General features: G+C 74.3%; 20 protein-coding genes. 8 read left to right on the top strand and 12 right to left on the bottom strand.

What is annotated here, in order from left to right; genetic code table 11:
* The first annotated feature begins 85 nt into the window (after positions 1-85).
* Positions 86-1273, top strand: coding sequence for a trypsin-like serine peptidase (locus B4U46_RS26235; protein WP_079430118.1), 1188 nt, complete (start codon positions 86-88; stop codon positions 1271-1273).
* A gap of 78 nt (positions 1274-1351) precedes the next feature.
* Here B4U46_RS26235 and hflX read toward each other — a convergent pair whose 3' ends face one another.
* The 6 genes from hflX to miaA form a co-directional block, all read right to left on the bottom strand.
* Entirely contained in the window at positions 1352-2857 is a 1506-nt protein-coding gene (gene hflX, locus B4U46_RS26230) for a GTPase HflX (RefSeq protein ID WP_079430117.1), read from the bottom strand.
* A 161-nt stretch (positions 2858-3018) separates the two neighbouring features.
* The gene (locus B4U46_RS26225) at positions 3019-4560 is read right to left on the bottom strand and encodes a M1 family metallopeptidase (RefSeq protein ID WP_079430116.1); all 1542 of its coding nucleotides are present in this window, start codon (positions 4558-4560) and stop codon (positions 3019-3021) included.
* Between the two features lie 121 nt (positions 4561-4681).
* The gene (locus B4U46_RS26220) at positions 4682-6748 is read right to left on the bottom strand and encodes a RelA/SpoT family protein (RefSeq protein ID WP_079430115.1); all 2067 of its coding nucleotides are present in this window, start codon (positions 6746-6748) and stop codon (positions 4682-4684) included.
* Between the two features lie 140 nt (positions 6749-6888).
* Positions 6889-7764 (bottom strand): diaminopimelate epimerase, encoded by an 876-nt coding sequence (gene dapF, locus B4U46_RS26215; protein ID WP_079430114.1) that lies wholly within the window; start codon positions 7762-7764, stop codon positions 6889-6891.
* An 85-nt stretch (positions 7765-7849) separates the two neighbouring features.
* Complete coding sequence (locus tag B4U46_RS26210; RefSeq protein WP_079430113.1) at positions 7850-8416, bottom strand: hypothetical protein; 567 nt, start codon at positions 8414-8416, stop codon at positions 7850-7852.
* Positions 8417-8528: 112 nt separating this feature from the next.
* Positions 8529-9467, bottom strand: coding sequence for a tRNA (adenosine(37)-N6)-dimethylallyltransferase MiaA (gene miaA / locus B4U46_RS26205; RefSeq protein ID WP_079430112.1), 939 nt, complete (start codon positions 9465-9467; stop codon positions 8529-8531).
* Between the two features lie 217 nt (positions 9468-9684).
* Between miaA and B4U46_RS26200 the strand changes: the two genes are divergently transcribed.
* Both B4U46_RS26200 and B4U46_RS26195 read left to right on the top strand, forming a co-directional pair.
* The gene (locus B4U46_RS26200) at positions 9685-9879 is read left to right on the top strand and encodes a gliding motility protein (protein ID WP_398898811.1); all 195 of its coding nucleotides are present in this window, start codon (positions 9685-9687) and stop codon (positions 9877-9879) included.
* Between the two features lie 48 nt (positions 9880-9927).
* Positions 9928-10173 (top strand): antitoxin, encoded by a 246-nt coding sequence (locus B4U46_RS26195; protein ID WP_079430111.1) that lies wholly within the window; start codon positions 9928-9930, stop codon positions 10171-10173.
* Positions 10174-10259: 86 nt separating this feature from the next.
* Here B4U46_RS26195 and B4U46_RS26190 read toward each other — a convergent pair whose 3' ends face one another.
* Both B4U46_RS26190 and miaB read right to left on the bottom strand, forming a co-directional pair.
* On the bottom strand, positions 10260-10967 hold the full coding sequence (locus B4U46_RS26190) for a class III extradiol dioxygenase subunit B-like domain-containing protein (protein ID WP_079430110.1): 708 nt from the start codon (positions 10965-10967) through the stop codon (positions 10260-10262).
* 135 nt (positions 10968-11102) lie between these two features.
* A complete protein-coding gene (miaB, locus tag B4U46_RS26185) occupies positions 11103-12623 on the bottom strand; it encodes a tRNA (N6-isopentenyl adenosine(37)-C2)-methylthiotransferase MiaB (RefSeq protein WP_079430109.1) in 1521 nt (506 codons plus the stop codon).
* Positions 12624-12712: 89 nt separating this feature from the next.
* Between miaB and B4U46_RS26180 the strand changes: the two genes are divergently transcribed.
* Both B4U46_RS26180 and B4U46_RS26175 read left to right on the top strand, forming a co-directional pair.
* Positions 12713-13639 carry a LysR family transcriptional regulator gene (locus B4U46_RS26180; protein ID WP_079430108.1) on the top strand — a complete coding sequence of 309 codons (927 nt, stop codon included), beginning with the start codon at positions 12713-12715 and terminating at the stop codon, positions 13637-13639.
* Between the two features lie 273 nt (positions 13640-13912).
* Positions 13913-14908, top strand: coding sequence for a TAXI family TRAP transporter solute-binding subunit (locus B4U46_RS26175; protein WP_079430107.1), 996 nt, complete (start codon positions 13913-13915; stop codon positions 14906-14908).
* A gap of 11 nt (positions 14909-14919) precedes the next feature.
* Here B4U46_RS26175 and B4U46_RS26170 read toward each other — a convergent pair whose 3' ends face one another.
* Together B4U46_RS26170 and B4U46_RS39285 are read right to left on the bottom strand one after the other, a co-directional pair.
* Positions 14920-15897, bottom strand: coding sequence for an ROK family protein (locus B4U46_RS26170; RefSeq protein ID WP_398898902.1), 978 nt, complete (start codon positions 15895-15897; stop codon positions 14920-14922).
* 63 nt (positions 15898-15960) lie between these two features.
* On the bottom strand, positions 15961-17289 hold the full coding sequence (locus B4U46_RS39285; protein ID WP_079430106.1) for a LacI family DNA-binding transcriptional regulator: 1329 nt from the start codon (positions 17287-17289) through the stop codon (positions 15961-15963).
* A 353-nt stretch (positions 17290-17642) separates the two neighbouring features.
* Between B4U46_RS39285 and B4U46_RS26160 the strand changes: the two genes are divergently transcribed.
* Positions 17643-18896, top strand: a complete 1254-nt coding sequence (locus B4U46_RS26160; protein WP_079430105.1) for a glycoside hydrolase 5 family protein — start codon at positions 17643-17645, stop codon at positions 18894-18896.
* 119 nt (positions 18897-19015) lie between these two features.
* Positions 19016-21115 (top strand): endo-beta-N-acetylglucosaminidase, encoded by a 2100-nt coding sequence (locus B4U46_RS26155; RefSeq protein WP_079430104.1) that lies wholly within the window; start codon positions 19016-19018, stop codon positions 21113-21115.
* A gap of 15 nt (positions 21116-21130) precedes the next feature.
* Here the strand turns inward: B4U46_RS26155 and B4U46_RS26150 are convergent, their stop codons facing one another.
* Entirely contained in the window at positions 21131-22543 is a 1413-nt protein-coding gene (locus B4U46_RS26150; protein WP_079430103.1) for a sensor histidine kinase, read from the bottom strand.
* A gap of 12 nt (positions 22544-22555) precedes the next feature.
* On the bottom strand, positions 22556-23266 hold the full coding sequence (locus B4U46_RS26145; protein ID WP_079430102.1) for a response regulator transcription factor: 711 nt from the start codon (positions 23264-23266) through the stop codon (positions 22556-22558).
* A 285-nt stretch (positions 23267-23551) separates the two neighbouring features.
* On the opposite strand from B4U46_RS26145, the gene B4U46_RS26140 reads away from it, so the two are divergent.
* Positions 23552-24337, top strand: a complete 786-nt coding sequence (locus B4U46_RS26140; protein WP_079430101.1) for an amino acid ABC transporter ATP-binding protein — start codon at positions 23552-23554, stop codon at positions 24335-24337.
* Positions 24338-24392 lie beyond the last annotated feature (55 nt).

Genomic DNA, 24392 nt, shown 5'->3' with positions numbered 1-24392 from the left:
GGCATAGTGGGGTGCTGCGAAAGCGAACCGAAGCACCCTGGACGACACCGTCCCAACACCTCGAAGCACCTGGGGGACTTACGACATGCGACCGAACCGACCGGTCACCGCGGCCCTGTGCGCGGCCGCGCTCGCGCTGACCGCCGCGGCCTGCGGACCCGGCGACGGGGAGGCCGGCGGCGACGCCAAGCCGACCGTGGCAGCGCCCCTCCCGTCCGGCGGCGCCGCGGACGGCCCGATCAAGATCCCGCAAGAGCTCAAGGACAAGCTCAAGCAGCACGGCTTCGACATGGAGAAGTGGAAGGGGGGCGCGTGGAAGAACTGGAACAAGGACGACTGGCTCCGTGAGGCGGGCGACTACGTCAACCCCATCATCGACGGCCTCTGGGACCCGGACCGGATGCGTGACGCGGAACAGCCGCAGCGCCCGTCCGTCGACCCCGACGCGGGCAAGGACCAGGGCGTCACGGACCCGACCCCGGCGCCGGTGACGGCCAAGGCCGCGGCCGCGCCCTACCACTCCAGCGTTCCGGCGTCCGGCAAGGTCTTCTTCGACGGTCCCGAGGGCTCGATGGTCTGCTCGGCGACCGTGGTGAAGGACCCCGCGCACCCCGGCAAGTCGAACCTGGTCTGGACGGCGGGCCACTGCGTGCACGCGGGCAAGGCCGGCGGCTGGTACCGCAACATCGCCTTCGTCCCCTCGTACAACAACGCGGGCCGGCCGGCGGCCGAGCTCAAGGGCGCGCCGCGCGAGCAGGTGGCCCCGTACGGCGTGTGGTGGAGCGACTGGGCGCAGACCTCCGACCAGTGGATCGCGAACGGCGGTCCGACAGGCGGTGCGGGCGCTCCGTACGACTTCGCGGTGCTGCACGTGACCCCGGAGAAGGGCGGTAACGGCAAGTCCCTGGAGGAGACGGTCGGTACGGCGCTGCCGGTCGAGTTCAACGCCCCGGCCGTCCCGAAGATCACGGGCATGACGGCGACGGGCTACCCGGCGGCGGCCCCCTTCGACGGCCAGAAGGCCTACCAGTGCACGGACAAGCCGGGCCGTCTGGCGCTGCGCCAGCAGGACCCGGTGATGTACCGCATCGGCTGCACGATGACGGGCGGCTCCTCCGGCGGCGGCTGGATCGCGACGGGCGCCGACGGCAAGCCCGCGCTGGTGTCGAACACCTCGATCGGCCCGGCGAAGGCGGGCTGGCTGGCCGGCCCGAAGCTGGGTCCGGAGGCCAAGGGGATCTACGACGCGGTGAGCGCCAAGTTCAAGCGCTGAGCGCGGCTGCGCCGGCAGGCGCGAATCGACCGAGGGCCCTCCGCACGCGCGGAGGGCCCTCGGTGTTGCCGGGTGGCGTTACTGCTTGGCAGGGACGTACGGCGCCAGTTCCGCCGCGAGTTCCTGGTGGACCCGCGCCTTGAGCACGGTGCCCTCCGGGGTGTGCTCCTCGGAGATCACCTCGCCCTCGGCGTGCGCCCGGGCGATCAGCCCGCCGCGGGTGTACGGCACGAGGGCCTCCACCTCGACGGCGGGCCGGGGCAGCTCGCTGTCGATGAGCGCGAGGAGCTCCCCGATGCCCTGGCCGGTGCGGGCCGAGACGGCGATGGAGTACCGCTCGATACGCAGCAGGCGCTGCAGGACGAGCGGGTCCGCGGCGTCGGCCTTGTTGATCACCACGATCTCCGGCACGTTGACCGCGCCGACCTCGCGGATGACCTCGCGGACCGCCGCCAGCTGCTCCTCCGGCGCCGGGTGCGAGCCGTCCACGATGTGCAGGATGAGGTCGGAGTCGCCGACCTCCTCCATCGTGGAGCGGAAGGCCTCGACGAGGTGGTGGGGCAGGTGCCGGACGAAGCCCACGGTGTCGGCCAGGGTGTAGATCCGGCCGGACGGGGTTTCGGCGCGGCGCACGGTCGGGTCGAGGGTGGCGAACAGTGCGTTCTCCACCAGGACGCCCGCGCCGGTGAGGCGGTTGAGCAGGGAGGACTTACCGGCGTTGGTGTAGCCGGCGATGGCGACCGAGGGCACCTTGTTGCGGCGCCGTTCCTGCCGCTTGATGTCGCGGCCGGTCTTCATCTCGGCGATCTCCCGGCGCATCTTCGCCATCTTCTCGCGGATGCGGCGCCGGTCGGTCTCGATCTTGGTCTCACCGGGGCCTCGGGTGGCCATGCCGCCACCGCCGCCGCCACCCATCTGCCGGGACAGCGACTGACCCCAGCCGCGCAGTCGCGGCAGCATGTACTGCATCTGCGCGAGGGCGACCTGCGCCTTGCCCTCTCGGGACTTGGCGTGCTGGGCGAAGATGTCCAGGATGAGGGCGGTCCGGTCGACGACCTTGACCTTGACGACGTCCTCGAGGGCGATGAGCTGGCCGGGGCTGAGCTCGCCGTCGCAGACGACGGTGTCGGCGCCGCTCTCCAGCACGATGTCGCGCAGCTCACGGGCCTTGCCGGAACCGATGAAGGTGGCCGGGTCGGGCTTGTCGCGGCGCTGGATGACACCGTCGAGTACGAGGGCGCCCGCCGTCTCGGCGAGGGCCGCCAGCTCCGCGAGGGAGTTCTCGGCGTCGCTCACCGTGCCGGAGGTCCAGACACCGACGAGGACCACGCGCTCCAGGCGGAGCTGGCGGTACTCGACCTCGGTGACGTCCTCGAGCTCGGTGGAGAGACCGGCCACGCGGCGCAGGGCCGCGCGCTCGGAGCGGTCGAACTGGTCGCCGTCCCGGTCTCCGTCGATCTCGTGGCTCCAGGCGACGTCCTCTTCCATCAGGGCATCGGCCCGAAGGCTCTCGGTGAAGCGCTGCGGGTCCCGCACGTTCTGCGCGTCCCGCGGGTCCTGGGAAGGGGATGAAGAGGAGGTCATTGGATCCTTACGTCGATTCGATTGCGTGCGCGCCGGTCAGGGCCAAAGGTACCGCCGAGCGTGACTGTCTCTGTCACGTCCAACGCGGGACCCGGTCCGGTGATTCCCCGGTCCGCCCCGTCGTCGGCCGCTTCGATGGTGACATGCCCGTTCCGGGCCCGTCATACCGTTTTTCCGGCCGGTTTCGCTGCCCGGGCGGGGAGAGCCTTCGGAGCGGCGTGCGGGGCCGGCTTCGGAGCGGCCTGCGGGGCCGCCTTGGCCGCCGGGGCGCTCCAGTCCGGGTGGCCGGGCATCGGCGGGGTCTTCTCCCCGTACAGCCAGGGGTTCAGGAAGGCCGTGAGGTCGCGTCCGGCCTCCTGGGAGGCGAGGCGCACGAAGTCCTCGGTGCCCGCGGTGCCGTCCTTGTGCCCCGCCACCCACCGCCGCTCGACCCGGTCGAAGGCGGGGGCGCCGATCTCCTCGCGCAGGGCGTAGAGGATCAGCGCCGACCCGTCGTAGACCACCGGCCGGAACAGGCCGATCTTCTGCCCGGGTGCCGCCGCCTTGGGGGCCGCCGGGGGGCCGCCTGCCGCCCGCCACTGGTCGGAGCGCTGGTAGGCCTCGCGCATCCGCCGGTCCAGGGAGTACTTGCCGAGCCCGTCCGCGTACAGGGCCTCGTACCAGGTGGCGTGTCCCTCGTTGAGCCACAGGTCGGACCACGTGCGCGGGGTGACGCTGTCGCCGAACCACTGGTGGGCGAGCTCGTGGACCATGACGGCCTCGACGTACCACTCGGGGTAGCCCTCGGCCTCCCCCGCGAAGAGGCCGTTCTCGAAGAGGGAGAGGGTCTGCGTCTCCAGCTCGAAGCCGGTGCGGGCCCGCGCGATCAGTACCCCGTAGTTCTCGAAGGGGTAGCGGCCGACCCGCTGCTCCATCCACTCGATGTGCCCGGCGGTCTTGCGCAGCCAGGGCTCCAGACGCTGCCGGTCGGCGACCGGCACCACGTCGCGCAGCGGCAGCCCGTGCGGTCCGGTGCGCTGGAGGACGGCGGAGCGGCCGATGGAGACCTGTGCGAGCTCGGTGGCCATCGGGTGCAGGGTCCGGTACGTCCACTCCGTCGCCCCGGCGGCGCGCGCGGCGGGGACCGCGCCGGGCAGGCCGTTGGCCACGACGGTGTAGCCCTCGGGGGCGGTGACGTGGAAGGTGAAATAGGCCTTGTCGGCGGGGTGGTCGTTGCTGGGGAAGACCCGGTGGGCCGCGTCGGCCTGGTTGGCCATGGCCAGGCCGTCCTCGGTGGTGACCCAGCCTCCGTCGGCCGAGCCGCGCGGGTCGCTGGTGTGGCGGACGGTGATCCGCAGCGGGGTGTGCGCGGCGACGGGGTGCGCGGGAGTCAGTACGAGGTCCTCCCCCGCGCTCTCGAACCGCGCGGGTTCGCCGTTGACCTCGGCGGAGGCCACCGTCCCGTGGGTGAAGTCCAGGTTGATCCGCTCCAGCGGGGCCAGGGCACGGGCTTCGATGGCGGTCACCGCGTCAAGGGGGCTGCGGTTGTCCTTGTACGTGAGGGAGAGGTCGTACGAGATGACGTCGTACCCGGGGTTGCCGAGCTCGGGGAAGAGCCGGTCGCCGATGCCGAGGGGCTTGGGCGGCGGCAGCACGGCGGCGACGAGGCTGAGGGAGGCCGCGGCGAGCAGGGCGGCGCGCAGGCGCGGGGAGGAGAGCTGCATCCACCACCGCTTACCAGCGCCCGTCGCGGGCCCGCGCGCGGCGCGCGACGGATCCACCCGAACGAGACTCCCCCGGCGGCCCCCCGACCCCCGCATCCCCCAGCCCCGGCCCCCGGCCCCCTCAGGCCCGGCTGACGTCGTACACGCCCGGCACGTCCCGCATGGCCCGCATCAGCCCGGGCAGCACGGAGGCGTCGGGCAGCTGCAGGGTGTAGCTGTGCCGGACCCGCTGCTCCACGGGCGGCTCGACGGTGGCGGAGACCACCTCGACCCCCTGGCGGGCGATGGCCTCGGTCAGATCGGCCAGCAGGTGCGGGCGGCCGAACGATTCGGCGAGCAGCGTGACGCGGCAGTCGGCGGTGGCCCGCCAGTGCACGGCGACGGAGGTGCGGCCCAGGGACCGCATCTGGGCGACGGCCGGGCAGTGCACCCGGTGGACGGTGACGGCGCCGCCCCGTACTACGAACCCGGCGACCGCGTCCGGCGGGACGGGGGTGCAGCAGCCGGCGAGGCGGACGTGCGCGTCGGGGAGGTCGGCGACGGCGTTGCCCCCGCCCCCGCGCAGCCCGGGCACCGAGAGCGGTGCGCGGGGGGCCGCGGCGGCGGGTACGGCCCCCTCGGGGTGGGCCTGGAGCCAGCTGCTGATGGCGATGCGGGCGGCCGGGGTCTTCGCGTGCTCCAGCCAGTCGGCGGCGGGCCCGGAGGAGGCGTCCTGGGCGAGCAGCAACTGGACGGTGTCCCCGTCGGAGAGCGGGGCGGAGAGGGAGGTGAGGCGCCCGTTGACGCGGGCGCCGATACAGCCGTGGGCCGCTTCGCCGTACTGGGCGTAGGCGGCGTCGATACAGCTGGCCCCGGCGGGCAGGGCCAGGGTGCCTCCGTCGGCGCGGTACACCGTGATCTCGCGGTCCTGGGCGAGTTCGGCGCGCAGTCCGGTCCAGAAGGTGTCGGGGTCGGGCGCGGACTGCTGCCAGTCGAGGAGCCGGGAGAGCCAGCCGGGCCGGGTGGGGTCGACTCCTTCGCAGTCGGAGCCCTCGCCCGTCGCGTACGGGTTGCCGAGGGCGACCACGCCGGCTTCGGCGACGCGGTGCATCTGCCGGGTGCGGACGATGACTTCGGCGACGTAGCCCTCGGGGACGGCGACGGCGGTGTGCAGCGACTGGTAGAGGTTGAACTTCGGGACGGCGATGAAGTCCTTGAACTCCGAGACGACCGGGGTGAAACAGGTGTGGAGTTCGCCGAGGACGGCGTAGCAGTCGGCGTTCTCGCCGACGAGGACGAGGATGCGGCCGAAGTCCGGGCCGCGCAGTTCGCCGCGGGTGCGGGAGATGCGGTGGACGGAGACGAAGTGCCGGGGGCGGACGAGCACCTCGGCGTTGATGCCCGCCTCGCGCAGGACGGTGCGTACGGACTCGGCGATGGCGAGGAGGGGGTCGTCCGCGCCGCAGTGGGCGGCGATGAGCGCGCGGGTGCGCTCGTACTCCTCGGGGTGCAGGATCGCGAAGACGAGGTCTTCCAGCTCGGTCTTCAGGGCCTGGACGCCGAGGCGTTCGGCCAGCGGGATGAGGACGTCGCGGGTGACCTTGGCGATGCGGGCCTGTTTCTCGGGGCGCATCACGCCGAGGGTGCGCATGTTGTGCAGCCGGTCGGCGAGTTTGATGGACATGACGCGGACGTCGTTGCCGGTGGCGACGAGCATCTTGCGGAAGGTCTCGGGTTCGGCGGCGGCGCCGTAGTCGATCTTCTCGACCTTGGTGACCCCGTCGACGATGAAGGCGACCTCGTCGCCGAACTCGGCGCGCACCTGATCGAGGGTCACCTCGGTGTCCTCGACGGTGTCGTGCAGCAGGGAGGCCGTCAGTGTGGTGGTCTCGGCGCCGAGTTCGGCCAGGATGAGGGTGACGGCGAGCGGGTGCGTGATGTACGGCTCGCCGCTCTTGCGCATCTGGCCGCGGTGCGAGGACTCCGCGAGGAGGTACGCGCGGCGCAGGATGGAGAGGTCCGCATCCGGGTGGTGGGCGCGGTGCGCTTCTGCTACGTGTCCGATGGCGTCTGGGAGGCGGTCCCGGGACGCGGGCCCGAGCAGGGCGGCTCGGCCCAGGCGGCGCAGATCGAGCCGGGTACGGCCACGTCTGCGCAGCTCAGGGCGCACTTCTGCATGTGCTTCGGGGTTCGTGGCCTCTGCACTCATGGGCACCTCCGGCTGCTTCGACCGGCGGTGGCGGGCATGGGGTGAGCCCTCAGGGCCGGTGCCTGATGTTACCGACCCCACCACGTGGCGCAGTCCGCCTCTCGCTCAGCGTGAAACGGATCACCCAAGAGAGGGAATCTTCAGGCGAAGGCAGTTTCCCTGAGCCAGTCCGCTTCGAACTCGCCGGCGGCCACGATGACGGCCGGACCGGTCATGTCGATGCGACCGTCGGGGTGTTCGGTGATGACGAGGGTACCGCCGGGCAGGTCGACGGTGTACGAGACGGGCTCACCGGTGACGGCGGGGTCGGCTTCGTCGCGCCGGATGGCGGCCACGGCGACGGCGCAGGCGCCGGTCCCGCAGGAGCGGGTCTCGCCGGAGCCGCGCTCGTGGACGCGCATGGCGACGTGCCGCGGGCCGCGGTCGACGACGAACTCGACATTGACCCCGGTGGGGTAGGCGGAGGCCGGGCTGAAGGGCGGGGGGCTGTACAGGTCGCCGGCGTGGTCGAGGCTTTCAACGAACGCCACCGCGTGCGGGTTCCCCATGTTCACGTTGCGCGCGGGCCAGGAGCGTTCGCCGACGGAGACGGTGACCTCGCCCTCGGGGAGCCTGGCGCGGCCCATGGAGACGGTGACGTCGCCGGTCTTGGCGAGGTGGACCTGCTTGACCCCGCCGCGGGTGGCCACCGCGAAGTCGCCGGGCTCGACGTGGCCGGCGTGGTGGAGGTAGCGGGCGAAGACGCGCACGCCGTTGCCGCACATCTCGGCGACGGAGCCGTCGCTGTTGCGGTAGTCCATGAACCACTCGGCCTCGTCGGCCAGGTGCGCGGCCTCGGGGTGGGCGGCGGAGCGCACCACATGCAGCACACCGTCCGCCCCGATGCCGGCCCGGCGGTCGCACAGGGCTGCGACGGCGGTGGGCGGCAGGTCGACGGCGTTGTCCGGGTCGGGGACGATCACGAAGTCGTTCTCGGTCCCGTGGCCCTTGAGGAAGGGGAGGGTGGTGTGCGTCACGAGCCCATGGTACCGAGCGGGGCACGGCCCCGGCTGGTGGGCTCGGCCTCCGGTCAGGCCGCCGTCAGCACGGTGTCGGCGCTGGTCAGCGCAGGCGCGCCACCCGGTAGACGGCCAGTGCGACGACGGCCAGCGCGACCAGCGCGTACAGCCCGGCGATCCGCCAGTCGGGGCGGCGGCCGCTGCCCCGGGGCGGGAGCCCCGGCCAGGAGTAGCCGACGCGGCGCGCGGCCATCATGCCCCAGCCGCCCGCGCAGGAGCTGATGAGGAAGCCGAGCATGGCGACGACCGCTCCGCCGTCGCCGAACTCGAAGGCGAGGGGGAAGGCGAACATCAGGGAGCCGGCGGCGGCCAGCATCACGATGGGGGCGATCTGCCAGATGCGCAGCCGGCGCTGGGGGCGCAGCTCGACCTCGACGGCGGGGGCGTCGGCGGTCTCGCTGCCGGGCTCGGGCGCTTCGGGGCCGTCGGTGGTCAGCCGGGCGGGGTCGGCGGGCAGGCCGAGTCCGTCGGGGCCGTCCGGGCCGCCGGGGGCTCCCGGCGCGCCGGGGCCCGCGGGCTCGCCGGTCACCGCCGGGAGGGCGGACAGGGGTACGTCCGTTTCCCGCTCGGTGTCGTCCCGCCCGGTGTCTCGCCGAGGGCCGGCCTCCATAGCCACGCGCCCTCCCCACTTCGGACTCCGCACGCCACTGTTCAGAAGTTTGATGATGGCACGGTCGGGGGCCTGCGACGGGCGCACGGAGCTTCCCGATGCCATCACGTGATCAGGCTGTGACCGCTCGTTCGACCAACGACTGCGCGAGTCCGGGGAGTTCCCCGCGGTCGGCGGCTGCTCCGCTGAGCCAGTGGACGCGGGGGTCGCGGCGGAACCAGGAGTCCTGGCGGCGGGCGAAGCGCTTGGTGGCCCGTACGGTCTCCGCCCTGGCCTCGTCCTCGGTGCACTCGCCGGCGAGGGCGGCCAGCACCTGCTGGTAGCCCAGGGCGCGGGAGGCGGTGATGCCCTCGCGCAGGCCCTGCGCCTCCAGGGCGCGGACCTCGTCGACCAGTCCGGCCTCCCACATGCGGTCGACGCGCGTCGCGATGCGCTCGTCGAGCTCGGGGCGGGCCACGTCGACGCCGATCTGGACGGTGTCGTAGACGGACTCGTGGCCGGGGAGGTTGGCGGTGAAGGGCTTGCCGGTGATCTCGATCACTTCGAGGGCCCGGACGATGCGGCGGGAGTTGCTGGGCAGGATCGCGGCGGCCGCGGCCGGGTCGGCGGCGGCGAGGCGGGCGTGCAGGGCGCCGGGGCCGCGCAGGGTGGCCTCCTCCTCCAGCCGGGCGCGGACCTCGGGGTCGGTGCCGGGGAACTCCATGGCGTCGAGGGCGCCGCGGACGTAGAGCCCGGATCCGCCGACGAGGACCGGGGTGCGGCCCTGGGCGAGGAGCTTGTCGATCTCGGCGCGGGCGAGGCGCTGGTACTCGGCGACGCTGGCGGTCTCGGTGACGTCCCAGATGTCGAGGAGGTGGTGGGGAACGCCGCCGCGCTCGTCCATCGTCAGCTTGGCGGTGCCGATGTCCATCCCCCGGTAGAGCTGCATGGAGTCGGCGTTGACGACCTCCCCGTCGAAGTGGCGGGCCAGGGCGACGCCCAGGTCGGACTTTCCGGCCGCGGTGGGACCGACGACGGCGATGACCCGCGGGGCGGGGGCTGCATTCCTCACCGGAACAGTCTCGCAAACCCCGCGGCATGTACCCGATCGGGTGAGGTGACGGGGTGTGGCCGGGGTCGTTGCCCTGAAGAGGTTCCGGCCCGGCGTGCGCCTGGCGCACATCCGGTGGAGGCCGGTCCGGCCACAGCGGAACTTCACCCGCACGAGTAACGTTATGGGAGTAGACATGGGCGTTTTTGACCGGATTTTTCGCCGTAAGGACGAGGCAGTGACCGAGGAGGTCGCGGCCGAGGCCGCCGCGGCGGAGACGCCGGCCGCGGCGACCGAGCCGGCCGACGGTGCCGGGGAGGACGAGGCGGCTGCGGCCGGGGCTCCCGCGGCGGAGGCCGCCGTGGAGATTCCCAAGCAGCAGTCGGCGGAGGTGGCCGCGGACAGCGAGGCCGGCGAGGGCGCCCGTACGTAGCCACCGCTCCCCCGGGCTCGGTCCGGGGGGACCCCAGGAAGGTGACCCATGGGCCTGCTCGACAATCTGAAGGCCAAGCTCGCTCCGGCCAAGGAGAAGGTCGGCGACCTCGCGCAGAAGCACGAGGGCAGGATCGGCGAGGGCCTGGACAAGGTCGCCAAGGTCGTGGACTCCAAGACCCATGGCAAGTACAGCGACCGGATCACGACCGGTACGGACAAGGCGAAGGACGCCCTGGGCAAGGTCGCGCACAAGGACGCCCCTGGCGGGCCGACGCCGCCGGCGGCTTCCTGAGGCGGGCCGCCCCGAGGGGCGCCGGCAGGATCAAGGGGCGTGGGACCGAGGGTCCCGCGCCCCTTCGCCGTACGGTGCGCCCCCGGTCAGGACCAGGCGGCCACGAAGTAGCCGACCCCGTAGGGGGCGTCCTCGTACAGCAGCCGTCCGCCCAGGCCCGCGCCTTCGGCGGCGCCCGCGAGCACCTGCCACGGCGCCCGCCCGGCCGCCTGGAGCTCGGCGGCGAGCACGGGGTCCAGCGCGGCCAGCACGTCGGTGTCGGCGGAGCCCAGGGCCCGGCCCGCGGCGGCGTCGAAGGCGGCGGCGCGGTCGTCGAGGTAGCCCGGGGCCTTGAGCGTGCGGCAGGCGCTGCCGTCGCCCATGACCAGCAGCGCGACCCGCTCGTCGGCCGCGGCGAGCTCACGGCCCGTCTCCAGGCAGCGCGCGGCCTCCAGCGAGGCGGCGACCCCGATCCCCTCGACGGGGGCGGCGCCCCAGCGCGCGCGGCCCAGCAGCCAGGCGCCGACGGCCAGGGAGGCCGGCAGCAGGCGCGGCCCCTCCTCGCCCTCGCCGAGCCGGACCTCGATGTCGGCGCCGAAGCCGTGGAAGGAGCCGCGGGAGCCCTGCGGATACGGCCCCTGGTGGTCGGCGTCGCAGGAGCCGACCACGACCAGCACGTCGGGCCGGGAGGCGGCCAGCACGGCGAGCGCGTCGGAGCAGGCGGTACGGGCGTCGTCGAGTTCGGCGGCGGCGCCCGCGGCGACCTCCGGCACGAGGAGCGGCGGGGCGGGGCAGACGGCGGCGGCTACGAGCATGATCCGCAGCCTAGGCGCTGTCCCGCCGATCGGGCCAGAGGTCCCGGCGCGGCGCCCCGCGGGGCGCCGCGCCGGTGCCGGTAAGGCGCACGGGTGGGGCCCCAGGGGTCCCGCGGGTCCCGGGTGGGTCCCGGGTCAGTCGATCGCGCAGCCCGTGGTGGCCGCCGGCAGCGGGGCCGGGACGCCGAGGGTCGGGATGCCGAGCATGACGCCCTGGGGCTGGGCCGGGGCCGCGTTGCGCTTCTCCCAGGCGTCGCCGGCGCGGGTGCGGCGCACGGCGGTGACCGCGCCCTCGGCCAGCAGGTGGTGCGGGGCCGCGTAGGTGATCTCCACAGTCACCACGTCGCCGGGGCGGACCTCCTCGTCCGGCTTGGTGAAGTGGACCAGGCGGTTGTCGGGGGCACGGCCCGACAGGCGGGCGGTGGCGCCGTCCTTGCGGCCCTCGCCCTCGGCGACCATGACCTCCAGGGTGCGGCCGACCTGCTTCTTGTTCTCCTCCCAGGAGATCTCCTCCTGGAGGGCGACCAGGCGCATGTAGCGGTCCTGGACGACCTCCTTGGGGATCTGCCCCTCCATCTCGGCGGCCGGGGTGCCGGGGCGCTTGGAGTACTGGAAGGTGAAGGCGCTGGCGAAGCGGGCCTCGCGGACCACGTGCATGGTCTGCTGGAAGTCCTCCTCCGTCTCGCCGGGGAAGCCCACGATGATGTCGGTGGAGATCGCGGCGTGCGGGATGGCGGCACGGACCTTCTCGATGATCCCGAGGAATCGCTCCTGCCGGTAGGACCGGCGCATCGCCCGCAGGACCGGGTCGGAGCCGGACTGGAGCGGCATGTGCAGCTGGGGCATCACGTTCGGGGTCTCGGCCATGGCGGCGATGACGTCGTCGGTGAAGTCCTTCGGGTGCGGGGAGGTGAAGCGGACCCGCTCCAGGCCCTCGATCTGCCCGCAGGCGCGCAGCAGCTTGCTGAAGGCCTCGCGGTCGCCGAGGTCGCTGCCGTAGGCGTTGACGTTCTGGCCGAGCAGGGTGATCTCCGAGACGCCCTCGGCGACCAGAGCCTCCACCTCGGCGAGGATGTCGCCGGGACGGCGGTCCTCCTCCTTGCCGCGCAGCGCCGGGACGATGCAGAAGGTGCAGGTGTTGTTGCAGCCGACGGAGATGGAGACCCAGGCGGCGTACGCGGACTCGCGGCGGGTCGGCAGGGTGGAGGGGAAGGCCTCCAGCGACTCGGCGATCTCGATCTGGGCCTCCTCCTGGACGCGGGCGCGCTCAAGGAGGACGGGCAGCTTGCCGATGTTGTGCGTGCCGAAGACCACGTCGACCCAGGGGGCCTTCTTGACGATGGTGTCGCGGTCCTTCTGGGCGAGGCAGCCGCCGACGGCGATCTGCATGCCGGGGCGCTTGGTCTTCATCGGGGCGAGCCGGCCGAGGTTGCCGTAGAGCTTGTTGTCGGCGTTCTCGCGCACCGCGCAGGTGTTGAAGACGACCACGTCGGCGTCCCCGTCGGAGCCCTCGGGGGCCCGGACGTAGCCGGCGTCCTCCAGCAGACCGGAGAGTCGCTCGGAGTCGTGCACGTTCATCTGGCACCCGTAGGTGCGCACCTCGTAAGTTCCCTTGGGGTCCACCACTGCCGGGCTCCGGTCGCTGCTGCTGGTCATGGAACAAGGGTAGGCGGTGCCGGGGAGCCCCCCGTCCCCCGTACGGGAGGCCGGGAGCGGGGCGGCCCCGCGCTCTAGCATCACCGGTCATGGAACTTGCTCAGCTGAGGTACTTCGTGGCGGTCGTGGAGGAGGGCGGCTTCACCCGGGCCGCGGGGCGGCTGCACGTGTCCCAGCCGGGGGTGAGCGCGCAGGTCGGGCAGCTGGAGCGGGAGCTGGGGCAGCGGCTGCTGGACCGGTCGGGGCGGCGGGTGACGCCGACGGAGGCGGGCGAGGCGGTACTGGTCCACGCGCGGGCGGCGCTGGCGGCGGTGGAGGGGGTCCGGCGGACGGCCGACGAGTTCTCCGGGCTGCTGCGGGGCCGGGTGGCGCTGGGGCTGATACCGGGGGCGGCCGGGGCGGCGATGGGCTCGTTGGACCTGGTGGCACTGCTCGGCGACTTCCACGACGCGTACCCGCGGGTGGAGATGTCGCTGACCGAGGACACCTCGGAGCGGATGCTGGGCGCGCTGCGGGAGGGGCGGCTGGACCTTGCGGTGGTCGGGCTGGCCGGGGAGCCGCCGCAGGGGATCACCGCGCGGCTCCTGCTCGACGAGCCGCTGGTGGCGGCGGTACGGGCCGGTGACCCCCTCGTCGGGGAGGCCGTGGACGGAACGATTCCGCTGGCCGCGCTGCGGGGGCGGCCGCTGATCGGCCTGCCGCGCGGGACGGGGATGCGCGGGGTGCTGGAGCGGGCCTGTGCGGAGGCGGGTTTCACGCCCCGGGTGGACTTCGAGGCGGCCGCGCCCGCGGTACTGGCCCGGCTGGCGGCGCGGGGGCTGGGTGTGGCGGTGATCCCGGACGGGGCGCACGCGCAGGCGGGCCCTGGGGTGCGGGTGCTGCGGATCACGGAGCCGGAGCTGAGCGGCCGGGTGGCGCTGGCCTGGCGCATCGACGGCCCGTCCGGCCCGGCGGCCCGCGCCCTGCTGGCCCGCCTCCGGACGGCCCTGCCCCCGGAACCGGGCCCTCGCGGGTAGGCCCGACGCCCACCGACTCCGCCGGCCCCGGCGCCTCGGAGGCGGGGGCCGAGAGCCCGGGCCCGGGAGCGGACCCGGGCCAGGGGGGCCCCGGCGCCTCGGAGGCGGGGGCCGGGCGGCCTGGTCGGGGTGCGATGGGGCGGGGCGGGGCCGGGCGGCCTGGTCGGGGTGCGGTGGGGCGGGGCGGGGCCGGGCGCCCTGGGCGGGGGTGCGGTGGGGCGGGGTGGGGGCGCGTCGTGACAGGACGGTGGGGCGGGTGGGAGGATCGCGGGCATGCCCCTCGTACCACCCCGTGTCAGCGCGCGCCGCCTCCTCGTGGGGCTGGTTGCCGTGCTGGCCGTGCTCGGGGTGCTGCTGTGGTGGCTGCGCCCCTTCGGGGAGCCCGCGCTCACCGGGAAGCTCACCTTCAGCACGGGTGTCCGCACCGGCGTCTACCACCGCTACGGGCAGCTGCTGGAGCAGGCGCTCGCGCAGGACATGCCCGGGGTCAAGGTGCGGCTGGAGACCAGTGAGGGCTCGCAGCAGAACCTCCAGCGGGTGGCGTCCGGCGAGGCGGACTTCACCATCGCGACGGCCGACGCGGTCGGCCAGTACCGGGCCGACGGCAAGCCGGGCGCGGAGCAGCTGCGCGGCTGCGCCCGGCTGTACGACGACTACGTCCAGCTGGTGGTGCCCGCCGGGTCGCCGGTGCAGTCGGCCCGCGACCTGCGGGGAAAGCGTGTCGCGGTCGGGCAGGACGGCTCCGGGGTCCGGCTGATCGCGGACCGGCTGCTGCGGGCGGCCAAGCTGGACCCGCTCCACGACATCACCCCCGTAGCGATCGGCATCGACACCATGCCGGCGGAACTGCAGGCAGGGCGGATCGACGCCTTCTTCTGGTCGGGCGGCCTGCCGACGAACGCGGTGCGCGAGCTGTCGGAGCGTTTCGACATCCGGCTCGTCCAGCTGGGCGACCTCGTGGAGCAGCTCCAGGCGAGCGGCAGCCCGGCGCGGTACTACCGCGCGGCGGTGATGCCGCAGGACGCGTACGCGCGGGCCCGCAACACCTCTTCGGTGGCCACGCTGGCCGTCCCGAACCTGCTGGTCACCAAGGAGGGCACGAACGCCCGGCTGACGGAGCAGTTCACCCAGACGGTGATCCAGAGCCGGGACCGGATCGGGCACGAGGTGCACGCGGCGCAGCTGGTGGACCTGCGGACGGCGATCTACACCGACCCGCTGGACCTCCACGAGGGGGCGCGGCGGTACTACCGCTCCGTCAAGCCGTAGCCCCCGCCCCGTCAGCCGGCCGGCGCCAGCATCCTCGCGGCGGCCGCCGCCCCGATGAGCCCGGCGTCGGTGCCGAGGGCGGCGGGGACGACCCGGAGGTCCGCGACGAAGGACAGGGTGGCGTACGAGGCCAGGTGGCGCCGGACCGGCCCGAAGAGGGTGTCCCCGCTGGCGGCGACCCCGCCGCCGATCACCGCGATGTCGGTCTCGACCAGGGTGGCGGTGGCCGCGATGGCGGCGGCCAGGGCGCGCCCGGCGCGGTCGAAGGCGGCCAGTGCGACCGGGTCGCCCGCCGCGGCGGAGGCGGCCACGCCCGCAGCCGTCGGGTCGGGGCCGGTCCAGCCCTGGTCGAGGGCCCAGCGGGCGATGGCGGTGCCGGAGGCGAGGGATTCGACGCAGCCGCGCCCGCCGCAGACGCACGGCTCGCCGTCGAACGCGACGCTGATGTGGCCGATGTGGCCGGCGTTGCCGGTGGGTCCGGCGTGGAGCTGGTTGTCGAGGATCAGCCCGCCCCCGACCCCGGTGGAGACCACCATGCACAGGGCGTTCGCATGCCCCCGGGCGGCGCCGAGCCAGTGCTCCGCCGCCGTCATGGCCACCCCGTCGCCGGCCAAAACGACCGGGATCCGGGCCCCGCGGGCGCCCAGTTCGGCGGCGACCCGCTCCTGGACGGGGAAACCGCGCCAGGCCTCGATGTTGACCGGGCTGACGGTGCCCCGCGAGGTGTCGACCGGGCCCGCGCTGCCGATGCCGCAGCGGACGGCCCGCTCCCACAGCGGGTCCGCGGACAGGTCCGCGACCACCTCGGTGACCGCCGCCATGACCGCCTCCGGGTCCGTCCCGCGCGGGGTCGGGCGGCGGGTGGCCGCGGTCATCGTGCCGTCGGGGTGGACCAGCGCCCCGGCGATCTTCGTCCCCCCGATGTCGACGGCCACGGTCGGACCGGTGGCTTCGGCCGCGGCGGACGCCGCCGCGGCCGCGCGCGGCAGGGGGAAGGCTGAGGTGGGGGTGGTCACGGGGGCGCTCCTGAACTCCTGGAGAGGGGCCGGATTTCAGTATGCGGCCGGGGGCGGGGCGGTACTCCCGCGGGGTTCCAGCCGGGGCAGCTCGCTCTCGCGGACCCGGGGCGGGCCGCCGGCCAGGACGTGGAGCAGTTCCTCGGCGGCGAGCCGGCCGAATCCGGCGGTGTCGCGGACCAGGGCGGTCAGCGGGGGGTGGGTGACCCGGCAGAGGGCCGAGTCGTCCCAGGCGACGATGGAGAGCCGGCCGGGCACGGGGATGCCCAGTCCGGCGGCGACCGCGCTGCCCGCCACCGCCATCACGTCGTTGTCGTAGACCAGTGCGGTCGGCGGCTCCGGCTCCGCGAGGACCCGTCGGGTGGCGGCGGCGCCCTCGGTGTCGGAGTAGTCCGTGGGCACCGAGCGCACCCGGCCGGGCGGCAGCCCGAGCCGGTCGGCCTCGGCGCGCAGCGCGGCCACCCGGCGGGCGGTGTGGGCGAGTCCGGGCAGGCCTGCGATGTGGACGATGCGGCGGTGGCCGAGGGCGTGGAGGTGCTCCAGGACCTCGGTCATGGCCCGCGCGTCGTCGGCCCGCACGGCCGAGAGCCCGGCAGCCCCGCCGCCCGTCCCTACGCCCGCCCCCGCCCACGCCCCGCCGTCCGCCACGGGAACGGCGGACCCGGCGGACCCAGCGCTCACGGCAGCCCCGACAGGCCCCGACCCGGCGGCCCCAGACCCCGACCCGGCGGCCCGGGACCCGGCGGACCTGGCGGACCCAGACCCGACAGACGCGGACCCGGCAGCCCTGGCGGACCCCGCAGCCCCGGCCGCCGCGCCGGGCAGTGCCGCGGTCGACGGGGGCGGGGTCCCGGGGCCCCCGGCGCCCTCCGGGTCCCAGGCGTCCGGGGGCGTTCCAGCGCCGCCCCCTATCACGACCGCCGGGAGCCCCAGCCCGGTCAGGAGGGCGGGCCGCGGGTCGCGGGTGCGGGGGTCGACGACGAGGACCCCGTCCACCCGCCGCTCGGCCCACCACCGCCGGTAGACCGCGCACTCGGCCTCGACGTCCTCCACCACCTGGAAGAGCAGGGCGGTCCCGGCGGCCGACAGCACCTCCTGGATGCCGGACACGAGCCGCAGGAAGAAGGACTCGGCGCCGAGGGTGTGCGCGGGACGGGCCAGGACCAGCCCGACGGCGCCGGAGCGTTCGCCGGACAGGGCCCGGGCGGCGCTGTTGGGCTGCCAGCCGAGCTCCTGTGCGACCCCGCGGATCCGGGCGCGGGTGTCCTCGGAGACGCCCGGCTTGCCGTTCAGTGCGAAGGAGACGGCGCTCTCCGACACCCCGGCCTGGCGGGCGATGTCCTTGATGGTGGGTCTGCGGGCCATGGCCGTGCCTGCCTCATCCCTCGGTGACGTGGTCGACGTGGACTCGTTGGCCGGACCGTACGCGATCCGGCCCCGGTGGTCCGCACCGGCGGCCGCCCCCGGCGGCCTCCGGCACGGCCTGAATTCCCCTGCCCCTTTCACCGCCGGCACCGGTACGCGCGCCCGTACTAAACCGCATTAGCTCCGGGGACCGTTCCTGCCCGCCGCCCTGCTGCCAGAACGGCTGAAGCGCATAAGTACCCCGCTCGCCGGAATTCGGACGGCGGCCTCCCGAGGCCCTGTTGACTTCCCGTGGACCGGCCCGGCAGTTTGTGGGCGTCCGGCGAATTCCCCCCTGAACTCCGGGACCCCTCATGGACCGCGCCGCCCACCCCCGCACCCTGCGCTTCGGCGTGAACTACACCCCCGCCCGGGGCTGGTTCCACCACTGGCTGGACTTCGACGCCGACGAGGTGCGGGCCGACCTGGACTCGGTCGCCGCGCTCGGCCTGGACCACGTGCGGGTCTTCCCGCTGTGGCCGCTCTTCCAGCCGAACCGGACCCTGATCCGGCCGCGCGCCGTCGAACAGCTCGTGGCGCTCGCCGAAGCGGCCGCCGAACGCGGCCTCGACGTGCACGTGGACGGCCTCCAGGGGCACCTGTCCAGCTTCGACTTCCTGCCCGCCTGGACCGCGACCTGGCACCGGCGCGGGATCTTCACCGATCCCGACGTGGTGGCCGCGCAGGAGGAGTACCTGCGCACCCTGGCCGGGGCCCTCGCCGGCCGGCCGAACTTCCTGGGGATGACGGTCGGGAACGAGGTCAACCAGTTCTCCGACGCGCCCCACCCCGACCCCGACCGGATCACCGCCGCCCAGGCGGAGCGCTGGCTGGAGCGGATGCTGGCCGCCTGCGAGGAGGGCGCGCCCGGCCGGTTCCACCTGCACGCCGAGTACGACGCCGTGTGGTTCCGGGACGGGCACCCCTTCACGCCTGCCCAGGCGGCCCGGCTGGGCGCGGCGACCGCCGTGCACGCGTGGGTGTTCAACGGCACCGCGCAGCGCCACGGGCGCGCCGGGACGGCCACCGAGCAGCACGCCGCGTACCTGATCGAGCTGTCCAAGGCCTGGGCCGAGGACCCGGGCCGCCCGGTGTGGCTCCAGGAGGTCGGGGCGCCCGCGCCGCTGGTCCCGCCCGAGCACGCGGCGGAGTTCACCGAGGCCACCCTGGCGGCCGCGCTGGACTGCCCCGGTCTGTGGGGGGTCACCTGGTGGTGCTCGCACGACGTGTCCCGGGAGCTGGCGGACTTCCCCGAGCTGGAGTACGGGCTGGGCCTGCTGACCAACGACGGCCGGACCAAGCCCGCCGGGGCGGTGGTCGCCCGGATCGCCGGGGCCTGGCGGGGGCGGGAGCACCGCCCGCCCGTACGGTCCACCGCCCTGGCCCTGGACACCGGGTCGGGGCGGTCGGTCTGCGCCCCGGGCGGGGCCTTCTTCGAGGCCTGGGCGGTCCTGGCGGCGAAGGGGGTGCGTCCGGCGGTGGTGCGGGCGGAGCAGGCGCAGGACGCGGAGCGGCTGGCGGCCCGCGGCATCACGGAGGTGCTCCGGGTGCAGGACGTCATGACCTGACCCGCCCGGCACCCGTCTGAACCGCCCGCCCGCCCCCGACCATCCCGGCGATCCCGGCCGCCCCGTGCGCCCCGTGCGCCCCAACCGCCCCGACCACCCCTGCCCCGAGGAGCCCCCGCATGTCCGAACCCGGCAACGGCGCCGGTCCTCGTAGCGCCGCCCCCTTACGGCCGGCGCGCCGCACCGTCCTGGCCCTGGGCGCCGGGGCCGGTGCCGCCGCCCTGCTCGCCTCCTCCCCGGCCCCCGCCGGGGCCGCCCCCGTGACGGAGCCCGGCGGCCTGGCCCCGTACGCCTCCTACTGGTTCCCCGATTCCCTCCCCGGGGGGACGCCCGGCCCGGGGATCGTCTGGCGCTCCCTCAAGGAGTGGAGCCCGCACTCCGATCCGGACCTGGCGCACAACACCGCGAGCGTCCCGCTGGCCCCACGGTTCACCCCGGTCCCGGCGAACCCGGATGCCCGGACGGGACAGGCCCGGATCACCACCCTCGTCTCCTTCGGACCCACCGCCCGGAACCCCTCCCAGGGCTCGGCGACCGCCGACTTCTACGCACTGACGCACTGGGCGTACCTCGACGAGCTGGTGTTCTGGGGCGGTTCGGCCGGCGAGGGGCTGATCCTCGCCCCGAACGCGCCCGTGGTCGACGCGGCCCACCGCAACGGGGTGCGGGTCCTGGGCAACGTCTTCCTGCCGCCCGTCGCCTACGGCGGCGACCTGCGCTGGACCCGGGACCTGGTCCGGCGCGAGGCCGACGGCCGCTTCCCGCTCGCGGAGAAGCTGGCCGAGGTGGCGGTGGCGTACGGGTTCGACGGCTGGTTCGTCAACGCCGAGACGGACGGCGGCGACAGCGCCCTGGCCGGGCGGATGCGGGAGTTCCTGCGCGCCCTGCGGGCCGCCGGGGAGCCCAGCGGGCTGCGCATCACCTGGTACGACGCCATGAACAGCACGGGCGCGGTGGGCTGGCGGGGGGCGCTGGACGCGCTCAACCAGGAGTTCTTCGAGGACCGGGCGGGCCGGGTCGCGGACACGATGTTCGTGGACTTCCGCTGGACGCCCGGTTCCCTGGTCTCCTCCGCCTCCCTCGCCGAGCGGCTGGGCCGCTCCCGTCACGAGCTGTGGGCCGCGGTGGACGTGGAGTCCCGCGGCTGGGACTCCGAGGTGCGCTGGGACGCGATCGTGCCGCGCGGCCGCGATCACGTCGTCAGCCTCGGCCTCTACCGGCCCGAATGGACCCGCAACCACCTGGCGGACCGCTCCCCCGGCGCCTTCCACCGGGCCGACGACCGGTTCTGGACGGGCGAGTCCCTGGATCCGGCGCGGCCCGCGCCCGGTGCGGTCTGGCGGGCGCCCGCGACGGCCGTCGCCGACCGGTCCACCGTCGCCGAGCTCCCGTTCGCCTGCTCCTTCAACACGGGGCACGGGCTGCGCTGGTACGAGGGGGGCCGGGCCGTCTCGGAGGAGCCCTGGAACCACCTGGGGCTCCAGGACCGGCTCCCGGGCCGCCGCTGGGTGGTGGACACCGTGGGCGAACGCCCGGACGTCTCCCTGGACTTCGCGGACGCCTGGCGCGGCGGCTCCAGCCTGCTCGTGGCGGGCGCCCTCACCGCCCCCGCCGCCGTGGGCCTGCACGCCGTCCGGCTGCCGCTGACCCCCGCCACGGTCGCCGAGCTCGTCCACACGGGCGGCCCGGACCCGCTCGGCATCGAGCTCGGGGTCGCGCTCCGCCCGCCGGCCGCCCCGGGCGAGCCCGTCCCGTACACCTGGCTGCGGGCCGGCACGGCCGGCGCCGGCTGGCGGACCTCCCGGATCCCCCTCGCGGCGCTGGCCGGGGAGACGGCGTACGCCCTTGCCGTACGGATCACCGCGCGGGGGACGAAGCCGGTGTCCTGGCGGCTCGGAGCCCTGTCGGTACGCGACACCACCGCCGCCCGGCACCCGGCCCCGCCCTCCCGCCTCGGGGTCGACGCCTCGGCCCGGCGGGGTGCGGAGGCCGAGCTCCGGCTGTCCTGGGGCCGGGCGGCCGGGCCGGTCCGGCACTACGAGCTGTACCGGCGACTGCCCGACGGCACCCGGCGCTTCCTGGCCGGCACCTGTGGCACCGCCCTGTATCTGCCCCGCCTGGTCCGCGCCGGGCGGGAGCGGGCGGCCGCCCTGGAGCTGCGGGCGGTGGACGAGACGTACGCGGTCTCGGCCCCGGCCCGCGCCGCATTCCGGTGGTGACGCGGCGGCGGGGGCTCAGCCTGCGTCCGGGCCGGTGCGCGGCACGGCCACCGTCACGCGCAGGCCGTGCGGCGGGTTCTTGGCGTAGGAGAGGGTGCCGCCGCCGGTGGCGAGCAGGGCGCGGGAGATCGACAGGCCCAGTCCGGACCCCTTGACGTTCTGGTGGCGGCCGCTGCGCCAGAAGCGGTCGCCAACGCGCAGCAGTTCGTCCTCGGTCAGGCCGGGCCCCCGGTCGGCGACGACCACGAGGGCGCTGGAGCCCTCGGCGGAGACGGAGACCTCGACCTCCTCACCCGCCGGGGTGAACTTCAGGGCGTTGTCGATGACGGCGTCGAGCGCGCTGGACAGGGCGATGGGGTCGGCCCAGCCGGTGACGGCGGAGCGGCCCGTCTCGCGGAGCCGTACGCCCTTCTCCTCGGCGTACGGCCGCCAGGAGGCCACCCGTTCGGCGGCGAGGGCACCGATGTCCGTGAGGCTGATCTCGGCGGAGGCGTGTTCGGCCAGTGCCAGGTCGAGGAGGTCGTCGAGGACCTGGGCCAGGCGTTTGCCCTCGGTGCGCACGGAGGCGATCTCCTCGTTGCCCTCGGGGAGTTCGAGGGCGAGGAGCTCGATGCGCAGGAGCAGCGCGGCGAGCGGGTTGCGCAGCTGGTGGGAGGCGTCCGCGACGAACGCCCGCTGCTGCTCCAGTACCTCTTCGACGTTGTCGGCCATCTCGTTGAACGAGCGGGCCAGGCGTCTGAGTTCCGGGGGGCCGCTCGCGGCGGCGACGCGGGAGTTCATGCGTCCGGTGGCGATGCCGTGGGCGGCGGCGTCCAGGGTCCGGACGGGCCTCAGCACCCAGCCGGTCAGCCGCAGTGCGGCGCCGAACGCGGCCAGCATGGCGGCGGCGAGCCCGGCGGCGATGAGCAGCCAGCCGTGCAGGATCCGGGCGCGCATCTGGTCGGTGGGTGATTCGGTGGCGACGACGGCGACCACGTCTCCGTCGAGGACGACCGGGGAGACGACGAGGAGTCTGCCGTTGACCTGCCAGGGCCAGACCTGTCCGGGGTCGTGGCTGCGGCGGCCGGCGAGGGCCTCCTCGAAGGAGCGCCGGGCCTCGCCGGAGTCGGGCAGCTGCCACCAGCCGGGGGCGCGGACCATGGCGTTGTCGTCGCGGTAGAAGATGCCGACGCGGATGCCGTACAGCTCGTGGTAGCGGGCGAGTTCCAGCTGGAGGGTGTCGCGCCGCTCGTCGGCGCCGGTGGCGCCGGAGCCCTCGGCGTCGATGACGAACTGGGCGAGGGCGGCGAACCGGGCGCTGTCGTCGATCCGGTCGACCACCACCCGCTGCTGCTGGGCGGCGGCGAGGCTGACGGCGAGCGGGAAGCCGAGGGCGAGCAGCACGCCCGCCATCAGGATGACGAGGAGCGGGAGCAGGCGTGCGCGCACGGCGGGGCCCCGCTAGGGCGCGGCCGGGGTGACGAGCCGGTAGCCCACCCCGCGGACGGTCTCGATGAGCGCGGGCATGGCGAGCTTGGAGCGCAGCGAGGCGACGTGCACTTCGAGGGTGCGGCCGGTGCCCTCCCAGCTGGTGCGCCAGACCTCGCTGATGATCTGCTCGCGGCGGAAGACCACCCCGGGCCGCTGCGCGAGCAGGGCCAGGAGGTCGAATTCCTTGCGGGTGAGGGGGACGTCGGTGCCGTTCACGGTGACGCGGCGGGTGGGCAGCTCGACGACGACCGGGCCGAGCCGGACCACACCGGGATCGCCGGGCGGGCCGTCGGTGCCGGTCGTGTCCTCGGAGCCGCCGGTGCGGCGGGCGACGGCGTGGATGCGGGCGAGGAGTTCGCCGGTGTCGTACGGCTTGACCACGTAGTCGTCGGCGCCCATGTTCAGGCCGTGGATGCGGGAGCGGACGTCACCGCGGGCCGTCACCATGATCACAGGCGTGCTGGTGCGCTTGCGGATCTTGCCGCAGACCTCGTATCCGTCCTGGTCGGGCAGGCCGAGGTCCAGCAGCACCACCCCGAAGGGTTTCGCCCCGGCCGGCAGCAGCGCCTGAAGGGCCTCCTCGCCGTTGCGGGCATGGGTGACCTGGAAGCCGTGCCGGGCGAGGATCGCGGACAGGGCGGCGGCGACGTGGTCGTCGTCCTCGACGAGCAGCAGTCTCATGGCGTCGTCCCCCTTTCCTTCTCTCGCTCTTCGGATTCCGTTCGGATGGCAGATGGCCACCATGCATCCATGCCGATGAAGACTCCCACGTCAAGGGGGTTCCGGTCCGGCGACTCTTCCGTTATGCACCCGGTACGCGCACACGGCGGGCGCGCGGGCGCGGCGCACGGAGCGTATCGGGGCGAGTCCCTATCGTTATCCTCAATTCTCGCTCAGATGTCGTGACGGTGTGCGCACCGCGTCACTACTGTCCTGCCAACCGACGGAGGACGGAGCAAGAAGCCGATGAGCGGAGTATCAGTGGCCAAGGACACGCAGGACGCGGCGGGTGCCGCGGACGGCCTGGTCGTACTGAGCAACGTCAACAAGCACTTCGGCGCGCTGCACGTGCTTCAGGACATCGATCTGAGCATCGCCCGCGGCGAGGTCGTCGTGGTGATCGGTCCTTCGGGATCGGGCAAGTCGACGCTGTGCCGGACCATCAACCGGCTGGAGACCATCGACTCGGGGACCATCACGGTCGACGGGAAGGAACTGCCCTCGGAGGGGCGGGAGCTGGCCCGGCTGCGCGCCGATGTGGGCATGGTCTTCCAGTCGTTCAACCTGTTCGCGCACAAGACGGTGCTGCAGAACGTGATGCTGGGTCAGCTCAAGGTCCGCAAGACCGACCAGGCGACGGCGGTGGAGAAGGCGAAGTCGCTGCTGGACCGGGTCGGCGTCGGCTCTCAGGCCGACAAGTACCCGGCGCAGCTGTCCGGCGGCCAGCAGCAGCGCGTGGCGATCGCGCGGGCGCTGGCGATGGACCCGAAGGTGATGCTCTTCGACGAGCCGACCTCGGCCCTGGACCCGGAGATGATCAACGAGGTGCTGGAGGTCATGCAGCAGCTCGCGGCCGAGGGGATGACGATGGTGGTCGTCACGCACGAGATGGGCTTCGCCCGCTCCGCGGCCAACCGGGTGGTCTTCATGGCCGACGGGAAGATCGTCGAACAGGCCGCCCCCGAGCAGTTCTTCAGCAACCCCAAGAGCGACCGCGCCAAGGACTTCCTGTCCAAGATCCTGCACCACTGACACCCGCGTCTGGTAGTGATCCGGTCGACGGCGCCCGCCGTCGCACACGACGTGT

This window comes from Streptomyces katrae (assembly GCF_002028425.1).
GTDB lineage: Bacteria > Actinomycetota > Actinomycetes > Streptomycetales > Streptomycetaceae > Streptomyces > Streptomyces katrae_A.
The sequence above is the reverse complement of the archived record's forward strand: the minus strand, read 5'-3'. Positions and strand labels throughout refer to the sequence as shown.